The 15,395-nt window shown below is 24.5% G+C and carries 13 protein-coding genes; 6 read left to right on the top strand and 7 right to left on the bottom strand.

All coding sequences use genetic code 4. From position 1 onward, the window contains the following. Window positions 1–16: 16 nt before the first annotated feature. A complete protein-coding gene (locus PRV_RS00355; protein WP_144062284.1) occupies window positions 17–235 on the top strand; it encodes a hypothetical protein in 219 nt (72 codons plus the stop codon). Between the two features lie 90 nt (window positions 236–325). Here the strand turns inward: PRV_RS00355 and PRV_RS00350 are convergent, their stop codons facing one another. After that, window positions 326–1,771, bottom strand: coding sequence for a hypothetical protein (locus PRV_RS00350; RefSeq protein WP_022768870.1), 1,446 nt, complete (start codon window positions 1,769–1,771; stop codon window positions 326–328). Window positions 1,772–2,013: 242 nt separating this feature from the next. Here PRV_RS00350 and PRV_RS02855 point away from each other — a divergent pair, with 242 nt between their 5' ends. Both PRV_RS02855 and PRV_RS00340 read left to right on the top strand, forming a co-directional pair. Next, window positions 2,014–3,063 (top strand): hypothetical protein, encoded by a 1,050-nt coding sequence (locus tag PRV_RS02855; protein ID WP_022768867.1) that lies wholly within the window; start codon window positions 2,014–2,016, stop codon window positions 3,061–3,063. Window positions 3,064–3,263: 200 nt separating this feature from the next. Then, window positions 3,264–4,394 carry a hypothetical protein gene (locus PRV_RS00340; RefSeq protein WP_144062283.1) on the top strand — a complete coding sequence of 377 codons (1,131 nt, stop codon included), beginning with the start codon at window positions 3,264–3,266 and terminating at the stop codon, window positions 4,392–4,394. 79 nt (window positions 4,395–4,473) lie between these two features. Here PRV_RS00340 and PRV_RS00335 read toward each other — a convergent pair whose 3' ends face one another. The 5 genes from PRV_RS00335 to tmk all read right to left on the bottom strand — a co-directional run bounded on the left by PRV_RS00335 (window position 4,474) and on the right by tmk (window position 10,876). Next, entirely contained in the window at window positions 4,474–5,814 is a 1,341-nt protein-coding gene (locus PRV_RS00335; RefSeq protein ID WP_022768857.1) for a M17 family metallopeptidase, read from the bottom strand. Window positions 5,815–5,867: 53 nt separating this feature from the next. Continuing rightward, a complete protein-coding gene (locus PRV_RS00330) occupies window positions 5,868–6,995 on the bottom strand; it encodes a hypothetical protein (protein ID WP_022768854.1) in 1,128 nt (375 codons plus the stop codon). Window positions 6,996–6,998: 3 nt separating this feature from the next. Beyond that, the gene (locus PRV_RS00325; RefSeq protein ID WP_022768850.1) at window positions 6,999–8,276 is read right to left on the bottom strand and encodes an aminoacyl--tRNA ligase-related protein; all 1,278 of its coding nucleotides are present in this window, start codon (window positions 8,274–8,276) and stop codon (window positions 6,999–7,001) included. 86 nt (window positions 8,277–8,362) lie between these two features. Beyond that, complete coding sequence (locus PRV_RS00320; protein ID WP_022768846.1) at window positions 8,363–10,216, bottom strand: M3 family metallopeptidase; 1,854 nt, start codon at window positions 10,214–10,216, stop codon at window positions 8,363–8,365. 3 nt (window positions 10,217–10,219) lie between these two features. Then, complete coding sequence (gene tmk / locus PRV_RS00315) at window positions 10,220–10,876, bottom strand: dTMP kinase (RefSeq protein ID WP_022768843.1); 657 nt, start codon at window positions 10,874–10,876, stop codon at window positions 10,220–10,222. A gap of 73 nt (window positions 10,877–10,949) precedes the next feature. On the opposite strand from tmk, the gene PRV_RS00310 reads away from it, so the two are divergent. From PRV_RS00310 to PRV_RS00300, 3 genes are read left to right on the top strand one after another with little or no spacing between them, the layout of a single operon-like run. After that, window positions 10,950–11,930 carry a recombinase RecA family protein gene (locus tag PRV_RS00310; protein WP_043896122.1) on the top strand — a complete coding sequence of 327 codons (981 nt, stop codon included), beginning with the start codon at window positions 10,950–10,952 and terminating at the stop codon, window positions 11,928–11,930. A 10-nt stretch (window positions 11,931–11,940) separates the two neighbouring features. Beyond that, window positions 11,941–13,467: a methionine--tRNA ligase gene (locus tag PRV_RS00305; protein ID WP_022768835.1), complete on the top strand. Its 1,527-nt coding sequence runs from the start codon at window positions 11,941–11,943 to the stop codon at window positions 13,465–13,467. 22 nt (window positions 13,468–13,489) lie between these two features. Next, the gene (locus tag PRV_RS00300) at window positions 13,490–14,428 is read left to right on the top strand and encodes a P-loop NTPase family protein (RefSeq protein WP_022768832.1); all 939 of its coding nucleotides are present in this window, start codon (window positions 13,490–13,492) and stop codon (window positions 14,426–14,428) included. Here the strand turns inward: PRV_RS00300 and hprK are convergent, their stop codons facing one another. After that, complete coding sequence (gene hprK, locus PRV_RS00295; protein ID WP_022768828.1) at window positions 14,429–15,382, bottom strand: HPr(Ser) kinase/phosphatase; 954 nt, start codon at window positions 15,380–15,382, stop codon at window positions 14,429–14,431. Between the last annotated feature and the right edge of the window lie 13 nt (window positions 15,383–15,395).

Raw genomic sequence — 15,395 nt, 5'->3', positions numbered from 1 at the left:
ACAAAAAGAGCTCAAAATGTTTTTTTCGAATAAAAAACGACGTGAATGAGATTTTGAAGAAATTGATAATTTTTATTATGACTTAATGAATATTTTTATTGAATTATTAAATAAAGAATTAGATGAAGAAATTGAAGAGCTATTAGTAAATGCACAAGAAATAGATTTAAAATTGGAAGTTAAATCTAAAAATGCTAAAAAAATTAATAAAAAAATAAAAAATAATATCAAATAGCAAACTAATTAATTAAAATCAACAACTCTATTTAAAGTTTTTTTGATATAAAGGGCTAAAAACCCTTTATTATTTTTTATTGAAAATTATTTATATATTGTAGGATGAGCATTTTGCTCAAAATTTATTGCCATCATATCAATTAAAAGAGGATAAAAATTTAAATTCATATTCTCTAATATATTTTTTAGCGCCATTTATCTCAAAAAGACATCATCTTTTATCATCAATATTTCCACTAAAAATAACCTTTAATAACAATTGACATCCTTGTGATTCTCCTCCCGATATATTAAAAAGTTTTAAAAGTTGTCAATCTAAATATTGACATTTTAAATCTATTAAATTTCCACTTCTTCCTGTTTTTTCCCAATCCTTAATAATTTTTGCTGTATAATTTCCAGCATCTCCTAAATCTTTTCAAGTAATGGGCTTTGCTTCTTTTTCAGAATTTTTTTCTTTTTTGTCAAATTTTTTAGAAAATTTTACAATACTTGGCAATCACAATCATTTTTTTACAATCCCACCCTTAATAACTTCTTTTACATGAGGAATGATTTGATTTTCATTTTTATGATTTCCGATATGTTTATTTTTAACGTGTTTTATTTCTGCAAAACATTCAGGATATATGTATTTAATTAATTCATTGTTATCGTATTGACATTTTTGATAAGCATTATCCCCTATAGTTAATCTTGCTAATAAAGAAAAAGGATTAATTTCGCCGCTTTCCTCCTTTCTCTTTGCCTCTCCACTTAAATATTCTTTTAATCATTTATCTATAGGATCTCCAATAAGCGAGCCAACATTATTACTTAATTTTGGGAAATTCATTACCTTATCTTGCCCTATAATTTCTTTTAATGGCGCTATTTCATTTCCTTTATATTGTTGAGACAAAGTTAAAATCTGCTCAATATTAAGCTCTAATATTTTATTTATTTCCTGTTTTTGTTCTTTATCTCCTAAAATTTCTTTAAATTCTTGACAACCAATTACTATATTTAGAATTTCACATTTATCGTTGTCACTTTTACTATTTCATCAATTTTGTAATGTTTTTAATTCTTCTCTATCTAATTTTTTGAAAAAGTTTTTATAAATTTTTACATCCTTAATGGAATCTATCGAAACCCGCTCTATATTATTATTTCTCACTCCAAATCAAACATTTTGTTTATCAATGAAAATACCATCTCTCATTACTCTTTTCTTCTGTCCATGAAGACTAGGACTTATCTTAATAATTTGATTGTCTTTAGTTACAAAATATCAAGGAGTATGAGAGCCTTCGCTCTCATACTGTAGAGTTCCTAAATGATTTTTATCTAAACTACTATTTTTAGTTCTAACAAATTTATCACTTCTAAAATCTGCAAGTTTTAAGCTATGTAAAGCATCTTTAAAATAATTATTTTCTGTTTGAGCAGGTTTTAAGGATTTATTTCCTCCTCAAGAAAATACATGAGTTGTAATAGAAATTCCAAATAAAGAAAAAAGACCAGTTAAAGAAATCCAAAGCTTGCCCCGCAAGACCTCAAGGAATTAAAATTCTTGTCTGGTTTATTTTGGAAGCATGTAAACTAAGTGGAATATTTGAAAAACAAAATTTTAAACAATTTAGATTAATTAAATTATTTAAGGGAAATATATAAGGGAAGTAAAATTTTATATTTTTTTAAAATCTGAAGGTATTTTTAACTTATTAGATACAAAAAATCAAACTAAATAAAGTCATTTTTTAATCAACAATTTTTCTACTTTCTAAGATAGTAATGATTGGAACTTTACTTTCAAGTTCTTGTGGCCTATCTACTTTTTTAATTCCTTATTTTCTAAAGACTAATACAAAATTAGATACATTTTTTCAAAAATCTTCTTCTAGCTATGAAAATAAAAATACAGAACATTTTTCAGAAGAAGAAAATAAACAATTGAGTTTATTAAATCCATTATTTGAAAACTTAAAACTCTCTAAAGAAAAAGCGCAAGAACTTAAAAAAATTAAAGATGAAATTATTGAAAAAACATTTCAATCCATCTTTGAAGCAGAAAAACAATTAATTTCTTTTTATGAAGAAAATTTAAAAACTTTAAATGATTTAGATTCAATATCTCAGGAATTATCTAAACAAACGACTGAAAAAATAAATTTGTTAATTGAATTGAATCTTTTAGAAAATTTAGTTTCTTTATTGCTGGAAATTAAAAAATTAATTTCAAGTCAAGGGGAGCTTTTAAGCAAATTTATTTGCATAATTGAACACAGCGAACAAAAAGAAAAAAATAATTCACAAAATTGTGAAAAATTAAATCCATCGTGAATTGCTTGAGAACCAAAAAATACAAGTTTAATTTCTAATTCGGATGGGGGGGGACAACAAATTTCTTCAAACTTAAGTAATTCAAGTGGTTTAGAAGCTAAAAAAACATTAAATGATATCAAAGAAAAATTAAAAAAGAAAAGAGAAGAATTAATTGAAGAGTTTTATAAAAATGCACAATTGAGAACTAATTTGATATCTAAAGAAATTAATTTAATATCTATCAGAAACATAAATAATGATGTAATTCTTAAGTTAAATTTATTAACAGAGAAATTTGCCAATAGAATAAAAAATTTACAAAATAAATCTAATTCAGAGATTGAAAAATTAAATAATTTGAGACAAAAATTAGAAAAAGTTTATGAAGAATTACAAAATTTAAAGAAAAATATTATTGATTTGCAATACTTTGAGGGAAAATTTAAAAATTCTATATGTAACAATACTAAAAATACTAATGCAAATATATGTAAATTAAATTTCCAAAACAAAAAATAATTCAAAAATTAATTCACAATTTTAAATAAAAATGGAAATTTAATTATATGAATACAAAAAACTTATATTTTTAAAAAAATCCAACCAACTATAAATTAAACCTTAGGGGGGGTAGGGGATTCTTACCCCTATCTTCAAAAATTTTTTAACAAATGAATTAAAAGTCTATAATCTAATTTCCCTAGTTTCGAAAAAAATCATTGTTTCAGCTAAAACACAAACTTTATCTGATCGCTTTTTCTTTAATTGGAGTTAGTGGAGTAGCTTCTTTAACGGCTAATTTCACAAATAGTAACTACTCATCATCCAAATTCAAACTAGGAAATAAATTTTCTTCTTTCTTTAGAAATTGATTTGCAAAAGATAATAAACAAAATTCTTCATTGAATTTTTCAAATAATAAATTATCAGAAACTAACAATAGTAATTTAGAAAATATAAAAGATTTTTATGTTCAAAATGAAGCATTTAAGCAAATAAAAGAATCCGAAAACTTATTAAAAATAATTGAAAATCCCGAAATAATGAATAACAAAAATACAGAAAATATGGTTAAAAAAATTCATAAAGAAATCAATAAAGAAACTAAAGTAACAAAAATTAATGATAGAAGAGAACAAAAATTAAAGAAAGCTATGGAAGAATTAAAATCTCATTCTGAAAATTTTCAAAAAGCAAGAAAAAATATACAAGAATGAAAACAAAATATAGAGGCCATAAAACAATTTGACATCTTAAAAAATAAACATTTGTACGAAAATCTAAAATTGCGAAATTTAGAAAATTCACATTTAAAAGTAGATGACAGAAAAGCATTGCAAAATTATTTTGAAAAATTTTCTAACTTAAATGAAGAGAGAGAAAAATTAACTAATAGAATATCCAAAATCAATAAATCTTCCGATATTAATAAAAATAATCAAGGAAAAAATAATAATGAAGATAATAAACAGATTATTAGTTCTTTAAAGAAAATTGATTGAGAAAAAGATAAAACTAAAATACAATCACTTTTAAAAGAAAAATTGGATGAAAAAAATCCTTATTTAAATCTGATTGATAATAAAGAATGGGAATTAATTAAAGAATCTAAAACAAGAATTAAAAGAAATATTGAAGTAAAAAATAATTTTCAACATTTATTGTTTTCAGCTGTTTGTGTTCTCATGCATGATTCGGGTGAATGTTCCACATCATTAATGGATGAGAAAAATTTTCAAAAAATGAATGAACAATTAATCAATTTAAAAATTGGTTCAAAAATGCTTAATAAAATGATCGGAGAAGAAGAAATAAAAATTGAATCTTTATTTACTCAACAAGGGAAATAAACTTTTAAATCAATTCAACTTTGTCTTTCTTCCCCCCCCTAAGGGGAGGAAAAAAATCTATTTAATTAACTAAAAATTTTTATGAAAGATGATTTACCTTTCTATTTAAATAGAAATAAATAGTTTTAAATAATGGGGCTAAACCAAAACTACTTTTACCTTCAGTATTTGAAACATTAGCTATATCAAAATGAATAAAGCTTTCTTTATCCTTGAAAGCTGCTAAAAAAGCTGCTGCCCTTGAAGCGCCTCCCGCACTGGTAGCGGCAGAATTCTTAAAATCACTGATTTCACTCTTCAACTCTTCCAAATAATATTCATCCAAAGGTAGTCTTCAAATATAATCTCCTGAATAGGCAGAAGATTCTTCAAGTTTTTTTCAAGAATCTTCAGAACTAGTTCAAACTCCAGCATATTTACTTCCCAAAGCATATTTAACTGCCCCTGTTAAAGTTGCTACAGTAATGATTTCTGAAGCTTTCAATTTTTTAGAAGCATAAGAAATAGAATCAGCCAAAATTAACCTTCCTTCAGCATCAGTATTGGAAATTTCAACACTTTTACCTCCATAAGACGTAATTACACTATCAACTTTCATAGAATCGGCACCTACTAAATTTTCGGAAATAGGTAAAAGTGCAATTATTTCATTTTCTTTAGAGAAACCATTTTTAGCTAAAGTAATAAAAATTGAAGCCACCAAAGCAGCTCCGGTCATATCAAATTTCATATTTCTCATATAATTTCCAGTTTTAATACTTAAACCACCAGTATCAAAACAAATTCCTTTACCTATCAAAACAATTCTTTTTCTATTATCCAAATTTTTCATATTACTATTCTTTTCCTTCAAAATAATTAAATAAGAGCTTTTTTTATTTCTTCCAACAGAGCAAATTAAATTAAATTGTTGTCTATTTAATTCTTCTCAATCTCAAACTTCACAATCTAAGTTTTGTTTTTCAGCTATTTTTGCAATTTCATAAACAAATGTAGAAGAACTTAACATATTTGGAGGCATTTCTCCTCATTTTTTAACTTCTTCCTCTCCATCAATAATATTTTTGATTTCTTGACTTAATTTATCAACTCCAATAAATTCAACTGCTTTTAAATTAATATCTTTCTTTTTTTTGAAAGAAACAGGATCTCTAGTTCAAGCATTAACTATACTTCTTAAATACAACTCAATATCATAGGGAGTAAAAGTGGGTTCGCATGCTTTTATAAATGTAGATAAATCTATTTGTCAAGAATTAATTTTTTGCAAACATTTTTTAATCTCTACTGCAAATGCAGTAGGATTAAGTTTGCTAGAGTCTATTCAAAAAATTGCAGTAGCCTTAGAATAATCTAAAAGAAACTCTAAATGTTTTTCTCTAGAAGACTCAGCAACTAATTTAAAAGTTCTGTCGTCCATTATTAAACTAACTTAAAAATAACAAATAATAATACATAATATATTTTCTCATATTATTTTTGTTCTGTCCCTAAAAAACTATCTATTTGATCTGGTCACAAAAATAAAGATAAAGATAATTTTTCTTTTCAATTATCTTTTTTAATAACTCATCTTTTTTCTTTATCTTCTAAAGTTTTACGAGACAAAATTCCTGTTTTTAAATTCAATTCATAAAAATTATTATTCCCAATAATTGGTTGTTTTAATTTTTCTGAATCAATATTTTTTAACTTTTTGGAAATCCAATCCATTCTCATTAAACTATCTTTTCAAATATATTCATTTTCCCTCCATCAATCAATTCAAGCAATATTTCCTTTGGGCATATAAATTGGTTTATTAAACTCGCTTTTTTTATTAATTCATTCAGAAAAATTAGTATCAGAAAATCAAAAATATGAATTTAAAGCCAATTTACTATCTGGAAAGCTTAAAGAAAAATAAATTAAATTTCTTTTGATTTCATCTAAAGACATTGAAGTAATTTTCTTAATCACTTCTAACTTGGAGTTCTCTTCTGAAAAAAAATAAATTTTGGAATCTACAATAAAAACTTTGAATTTAAAGTCAAAATGAGTTAAAAACTTTGTAATAATTTCCATTTTTCTTTCTATAGATTTATCTGCACTTTCATTAAATAGTAATTCAATACTATAAATAGAATAATTATCCAAAACTTCTTTAATTTCTCCTCAAGTTTTTAAACTAATATATCTGAACATCAATAATTTATATTTAAAAGCCAATCCTCTATATTTGGAAATATCTAAATAATTAATTCCAAAAGTAAAGGACAAATTATTTGAAGTATGCAAAATAACACTTAATTGTCTAAAAAAGCAAAATCTTACAATTTTTACTACTGCATTTTTAGATAAAAATTTTTCAAATATCTTTTTTTTAGAAGCTAAATGATAAATGCAAGCTCCAGAATTAAAAACTATATATCCCATAGGTAAATTTCAAGCTTGTAAAAATTGAAGTACAAAACTATAAGAATCATTAGTAAATAAAAATAAATTATTGTAAATACTCATTTCATATAAAATTTGAATAAATTTATTAATTTCCTCAGCTGAAAAAGTTTGACTAATATGAAAAAAATCAACTTCTAAAGCAATTATTTTTTCTGGAAGCAAAATTTAAAAAACTTTATTAAATATACTTTCTTGATTCAGATATTTTATAAATTCTTGAAAAGATAATTGCTGCATATTATCTTTTCCTATTTCTCTGAAATTAATAAGCTCTAAATTATTTAATTCTTTTTCACCTATTATTACTTGAAAAGGAATTCTATCAGAAATAGCATTCAAAATTTTTTTAGAAAGTCTTTCTGGCTTTAAATCCAATTTTGTTCTAAATCCATAAGCTGTAAATTTTTTAATTAAATCTTTTAACTCCTGAGTTGGAGTCTCAATATTGACTAAAAGGAAAATTATTTGAGTCGGTAAAAGTCAAAAAGGTAAATTTCCTTTTCAAACTTCTAGTAAATAAGCAATAAATCTCTCAAGAGTTCCTATTAATCCTATATGAATCAATCAAGGATTCACAGGATTTTGTGAGCAATCTAAAATGTTGAAATCTAATTTTTTACACATTTGAGTATCTAATTGAATGGTTGAAATAGTAAATTCCTGACTTAATGAATCTAATACATTGAAATCTATTTTTGGGCCATAAAAAGCAGCATCCCCCTCTTTTCTAACTAAATTAATTTCCAATTTATTTGCAGAAACTCAATTTTCTGCGGCTCTAAATAAAATTTCTTCAGCTTCAAGTCATTCATCTCCAGAACTTAAATATTTTTGACTTGAAGATTTAGTTGCCAAAATTATCTCTTTAATTGTTATTTGAAATTTAGTTAAAAGAGATCATACTCAATCTAATGTTTTTAAAAGCATTGAATTACAATGCTCTTTAAAAACAAAAACATGTGTATCAATTAATTCCATAGCCCTAACTCTCTTTAAACCAAGCAATCCACCTGAATATTCATATCTATGTAAACAAGAATTTTCTCCCATTAAATAAGGTAATTGTTTATAACTTTTAATTATTTCTTTGGCAAGTAATATATGGTGTGGGCAAGTCATTGGCCTCAAAATTCACTGATTACCTTCTTTTTCCATAATTGGAAAAATATTTTCGTCGTACAAAGGTAAATGACCAGTTTTTTGGTACATTTCAGCTTTCCCTAAAATAGGAGTTTGTACTAAATTGATTTCACAAATTTCTCTCTGAAAATCATTAATATATTTTTTAATTATTTCCCTTAATTTATAACCTTCAGAAGATCAAAGATAAAAGCCTGAACCTACTTCTTCAGCACAATAAAATAGATTTTTGGCTCTCCCTACTGCTCTATGATCACAACAAGAAAGATGATCTCTTGAAATTTCTTCTTTTTTATTACTCATTTTTTAAAGTCTTTAAAAAAAGGAGACTTTCAGTCTCCTTAATTATTTCTATTAATAAATCAAATAATATGAAATTAAAAACTTAATTAAGAAATTCCATACAATTCTTTAGCTAATTCAGAATATTCTTTTAATCAAGTTTTAAAAGTTTCACTAATTATCTTTCAACTTTCTTGACTTTCTAGAGAAATGGATAATAATTTCAAGCTATCAAGATTTGAAAGAGAATTTCCTGAAGCCAAAAAATCAAAATAATCTTTTTTGGATTTTTCTCTAGAATTTTCATCTCCTTCTAATATTTTTTTGGAAAATATTAGAGAGGTAAAAAGACCTACTGCATATTTATATAAATAGAATTCCCCACTATAGAAATGGGGAATTAAAAATATTTTTGATAAAGATTGTCAACTTAAATCTTCAATATTTTTAGTGATTTTCTTTCCAGTATAAAGATTGATAAGTTCAGAATAAGAATCCATTTCCACTTCTGAATCAATTGATTGATTATTAGCTATTTTTTCATTAATTAAAAACTCTCATTCACTATATATTAATTGAATAACTGCAGTACTTACAAAAGTATTTAATAAATGATCATATATTTGAAGCATCTTAAATTTATTTCCTTCTTTTTTAAAGATTTTTAAAAAATAATAATTCATTAAAAGTTCATTTAAAATAGAAGGAATTTCTGCAGTAAATATAGTTGGAGAATAATAAAAAGTATCTTTAGTATCTATTTGCATTTCATGAATGGCATGTCCCAATTCATGTGCCAAAGTTAAGACATCATCGAAATATTCATTGTAATTTAGAAGAATAAATTTTCCTGGCAATTTATAAGATCCACCAGAAAAATAAGCTCCGCTATTTTTTCCATTTCTAGGCAATCAATCAATTCATTGATTTTTAAAAATAGTTTTTAAAAATTCAATATATTTATCTCCTAAAACAGATAATGAGTCTAATACTATTTGCTTAGCCTCTTCAATAGAATATTTTTTACTTTCTCCCTCATCTTTTAATTCAAGATAAGAATCTCAATCTTGAAAATCCGGAAGATTGTAAACTTTCATAATTATTTTTTTTCTCAATTCTCTAAATTTAAATACCTCTGATTGAATTTTTTTAGTATTTTTATACAGAATGGATAAAAATTTTCTACTAATTTCATCACTGTATATTGCGCTATCTACAAATCCCTTTTTGAAAGAAATATTTTTAGATTCAATATTAGCAGACAAAAAATGATAATAGAGTAATCTAGAAAAACTATCTCTTCTAGAAAAAGAAAATTCAGTATATTTGTGATACAAATTTTTTCTCAAAACTCTATCTTCTTCTCTCATGTACTTAATATATTCTGGATAAACAGAAATAGTTTTTTCTTCCCCTTTTTGGTCTAATACGCCAGTTAATTTGAATTCTTTTTCTGAAAGAATATTAAAAACTTCATAATAAGAGGAAGATAACGGAGCAAAAGTTAATTCAAATTTAGCTAATTTAGGAGCTAATCTATGTTTTTGGTATCTAAAAATGTTTTCATAATATCTCTTAAAACAAAAAAATCTTGGATCTTCTAAATAAGTTAGAATTATTTTTTTATTTTTAATAGCCTTTTCCATAAAATCAGTCAATTGTTGAGCAAAAGGAATTGATTTATGTAACAATTCTTGTTCAAGTGCAAATCACTTGTTATTAAATTGATCAGTATTTTGATGATTATTAATATATGTTTTTATTCTGTTGGAGAGAATATCATATTCTCTTTCTAAATGATGAAATTTAATTAATTTTTCAAGATCTTGAAAAATTCCTCCTTTGTAAAGCTCTAAGATATTTTGCTGCATCTCAAAATAATTTTTAAGTCACTCTTCTAAACTTTTATTCTCCAATAAAATTTCTAAATTTCAATTATTTTTCATTTCTTTTTTATTCATTATTTACTTTATGCTTAAATCCAAAATTTTAGAAATAATAAAATTGCTCTTTTCTAATAATGACAGACTATTAGGTATGCTAACTATATTTTCACCTGCTTCTTGTAATTTTTTACTAGCTCAATCATAAGCCTCTATTAATTCTTCAAAAGAATAGGAAAGACAGTCTAATTTATTTAATTGTTTTTGCTTTTTTTTATTATTAATATTTCTTTTTCAATCTTCTTTAGTTATTCCAATAACAAATATTAAATCAGGTGTTAACTGATTTGAAATAAAGTTCATATTGAGATTTAATCAATTAAAGTCAACCTTTTTTAAATAAGCTTGATAAGCCAAAGTTGATAGAAAATATCTATCACAAATTATTAAAGAATTTTCTTTCAATTTAGGTCTAATAAAAATTTCTAAATTTTCATTTCTTGCCGCCAAAAATAAAAGAGATTCTGTTTCCGCAGAAATGGAATATTCTTTGGAAAATATAGCTTTTGAAATTTCAATAAATTTTGTTGTTTCTCCTTTTGGGCCATAAGGTTCCGAAGTAAAGCAGACTTTAGAGAATTTTTTAAGAATTAAAGGATTATCAATTAAAACATTTTTTAAAAAATTAATTAAAGTAGTTTTTCCGGAATTGTCAATTCCTTCTATTACTATGAACATCTATTTTTAAAAAAATTATGCCTTTTTATTGATTTAAAGAAATTAAAAGAATGAAAAGATAGAAAGGGTGAGTATGGCTTCAAATAAAACCAAAGAAATTCAAGAAAAATTGAATAAATTGGGCATTCATTTGTGATCTGAACTTTCCCAAAAAGAAAGAACAATAAATATTGATTTACAAGAATCAATTCCTTCTGGCTCTTATCAATTAGATCAAGCTTTAGGAACAAAAGGTTGACCTAGAGGTAAAATTATTGAGATTTTCGGATCAGATGCTTCAGGAAAATCTACTTTGGCTTTACATGCTGTAGCTGAAGCCCAAAAACAAGGAAAAATTTGTATTTATATAGATTTAGAAAATACTCTAAATATTCCTTGGGCAGAAAAAATAGGAGTCAAAATAGATAGTTTATATATCTGCACCCCTTCTAGTGGGGAAGAAACTTTTGAAGTTATAAGCACATTAATTCAAGATAAGGAAGCCGACTTAATTATTGTTGACTCAGTGGCGGCAATGGTTCCGGAAGCAGAACTTGATGCTTCATTAAATGATCAATCAATAGGATTGCAAGCTAGATTAATGAGTAAAGGATTGAGAATAATTCAATCTCATTTATTGAAATCCAATCCTACCATAATATTCATTAATCAAATTAGAGAGCAAATAAAACAAACTTATTTCCCCTCAACCACTACAACTGGAGGAAGGGCTTTAAAATATGCTGCAAGTATTAGAGTAGAAGTAAAAAGACAAGAAGCTATAAAACAAAATGAAAAAATTATAGGCTATCAAACAAAAATTACTATTGTAAAAAATAAATTTAATAACCCTATGTTACAAGTATCTTTAGGGCTATATTTTGATGTAGGATTTAATAAAATCTTTGAATTATTAAATTTAGCTATAGAGAAGAAATTGATAGAGAAAAAAGGTGCTTGACTATATTACCAAAATAAAAATTTAGGGCAAGGATTATTGACTCTTAAGGAAAAATTCGAAAGTAAAGAGATGGAAAAAGAATTAGAAAAATTAAAAAATGCCCTAGGAGTGTAATAAAGGATATTTGTCAGAAAATGTTTTAATAACCACTCCCTTATTCTATGCTTCAGGAGATCCACATATTGGACATGCTTATACTCTCATTATTGGAGATTTAATTAAAAAGTATTATGAATTAATAAATAAAAAAGCAAGTCTACTCGTAGGAGTAGATGAGCATGGAGAAAAAATTGAAATTAAAGCTAAAGAAAATGGATTAAAAGTGGAAGAATTCGTAGAAAAAAATAGTCTTAAATTTAAAAATTTATCTTCTGCATTAGAAATAAATCCTGATTATTTTATTAGAACCACTAATGAACTCCATAAAGAATATGCTAGAGAAACTTTTAAGAATTTATTAAAACAATCCAAAATATATAAGAAAGAGTGAACAGGTTATAAGTGTATTAATTGTGAAACTAATTATTCGAATAAATATTATTCAAATAATTCTAAATGTGAATTAGGGCATGATTTAATTCAAAGAGCAGAAGAAAGTTTCTTTTTTAAAATTACAGAATTTATTGAATGACTTAAAAATCATTACAAAAATAATAAAGATGTTATTTTTCCATCTAGATATTTAAAAGATTTAAATGAAGGTTTTTTACCTTCATTAGAAGATCTTTCTATTACCAGAAGTAATTTAAATTGGGGAATTAAATTAAATGAATTTCCTTCATTTACTCTATATGTATGATTTGAAGCTTTATTGGGTTATATTAGCTCTCAAAATATTAGAGAAAACTATTGATTAAATTCATCAAATTCAAAAATAATACAAATAATAGGAAAAGAAATATTTAGATTTCATGCTATTTATTTTCCAATAATTACTTCTCTACAAAAATTAAAAACTCCTAATAAATTATTAATTCACGGATGACTGTTGAATGATAATAGAAAAATTTCAAAATCAGATCCTAATAGTAAATCAATACCTTCCTTAGCTTCCTTAATTGAAAAATATAACTTAGAAAGCATTAAATGATATTTTCTTTCTCTTAATTGAGAAGAAGATCATCCCTTTTCGGAAGATCTTTTAAAACAGTCCTACAATAAATATTTAGTTAATTTATTAGGCAATTTAATAAATAGATTCAAAGGAATTATTTCAAAACAGGAATATCAAACAAGTTCAATTAATGCTGTTTTTGAAAATGAAGAAATAAAAAAAGAGATACAAAAAGGTTCAGAAATTTTAAATAAGTTAGGCAATTTAGTAAATAATATAAAAATTTTTGAATTAATTAATCAAATAAAAGAATTGCTGCATTCAGCAAATTATTTACTTAATTATTTGGAGCCTTGAAAATTATCTTTAGATGATAAGAATTTCAAAGAAATAAATGTTTTTTTATATAGACAATTATCTTTAATATTTTTTGTACTTTCTCCTATTTTTACTAAAAAAAAATTAGAAGAAATTAAAGCTTCTCTTTCAATAAATTCAATTAATCATGAAAATTATTTAAATTTTTTCAATAATATTAAAAATTTTGAAATTATTAAATTTAACGATTCTACTAATATTTTTGAAAAATATAAATAAACTTCTAAATTTATAACAAATTTTGAGTTTATTTAGCGGATTAATTGAAAAATTAAAAACTTCTAATGTTGTTAATTATTTTTCTCAATGAACTAAACTTTCACAACTTGAAGATGAAGAAAAAATCAAAAATGAAATTTTTGAAGTATTAATTAAATTAGATTTTCAACTAGAATTAGCAAAAAAATTAACAGAAGATACTATTTATCAATTAAAAAAAATCAAAAAAATAGATATTTCAATAATTAAAAATGAATTATCTTCCGCATTAATTGATTATTACAATTCCAAAAAAAATGAACATGATGACAATAAATTAAATTTAAAAAACAATCAAACTAATGTTTTTTTTATAGTTGGATCCAATGGAGTTGGTAAAACTAGTTCTATAGCTAAATTAGTTTATTTTCTTCAAAAAGAAAATTATTCCAAAAAAATATTATTAGTTGCTGGAGATACTTTTAGAGCCGGTGCAGTTGAGCAATTATCAATATTAGCTAAAAGATTAAATGTAGAAATAGTTACCCCAAAATATGGGGAAACTGTTAATGCCCTAATTTATAGAACTTTAAAAAATACTAAAGAATATGACTTAATAATTTTTGATAGTTCTGGAAGACAATATAATAATCAAAGATTATTTACAGAGATACAAAAAAACTTTAAATTAGTTCACAAAATGTTAAATCGCAATCCTGAAGAAACTTTATTAGTTTTAGATTCAACATTAGGAAAATTTGCGCATGAAGAGGTTAAAAAAATTTTTAATGTATTGCCTATTACAGGAATAATACTCACCAAAATGGATAATACTGTAAGAGGAGGGGTTATTTATAATCTAAGAAATGATTTCAAAACCCCTATTAAATTCATTTGTTTTGGTGAAAAAAAAGAAGATATTCAAACTTTTAATATTACTGAAATAACTAATAAATTAATAGATGCAACTTTACAAATTTAATTACTGGTTGTTCTTATTTTTTAATAAATAAGATTTAGTGATTCTATCAAAATCTGCTGCAGAGTTATAACCAGCTTTTTTTAGTTTATGATCATTCACGCAAGCTTGAATTAATTCACTAATATTTCTTCCGGCTTGAACCGGAAGAATATAATAAGGTATTTTCACATTTAATAATTCTTTATATTTAATTTCTTCTCCTCAATTTTCTAAAGGAATATTTTGTGAGAAATTTTTATAACTTTTTAATTCAATTATTACATTAATTTTGGATTCATCAATAATTTTTGATCTTCCTATAGCTTCCTTAATATTTATGAATCCTATACCTCTTATCTGAATAAATTCACTAGATTGGGGATTTGCTCTTGCTATTACTGCATTCCCTAACCGAGTAATTCTTATCGCATCATCCCCCAAAAAGAGGTGATTTAAGCTCAAAAGATCTAAAATAACCTCTGTTTTTCCAATTCCAGGCTCACCAATAATTAATACCCCTTCACCAAAAACACTAACTACAGAGCCATGAATAGTAGTTCAAGTTGCTAAAGTTTTTGACAATCAAGTTCCAACAGAAGAAAAAATTTCTTTAGTAGAATAATCCAACTTAATAATTGCAGAACTATTATCATTTCATTTTTCATTCAATTCTTTAATTAAATTCACCTCAGAAAAATTTGAACTTAATAAAAATAAGGGTGGATTTTTCAAAATAATTTTTTTCAAAACATCTAATCTTTTATCTTCTTCTAAACTAAATAAAAATTCACACTCCATACCTCCTCAAACAACAACAGAATTAATTTTTTTATTCGCAAAAGCTCCATTTAATTCCATTCCAAGACGACTTAAAGCTGGCTCTACAACACTTCTTTGATTATTTAAGCTTGTTTTGTTTACAAATTTTCCACCAAATCTCTTATAAATTGAGGAAACTAAAACAAAAGGCTGCATGAATAAATTAATT

Source organism: Mycoplasma parvum str. Indiana (genome assembly GCF_000477415.1).
Lineage (GTDB): Bacteria > Bacillota_I > Bacilli_A > Mycoplasmatales > Mycoplasmoidaceae > Eperythrozoon_A > Eperythrozoon_A parvum.
Note: the sequence above shows the minus strand (reverse complement) of the source record. Positions and strands in the feature narration are given on the sequence as shown.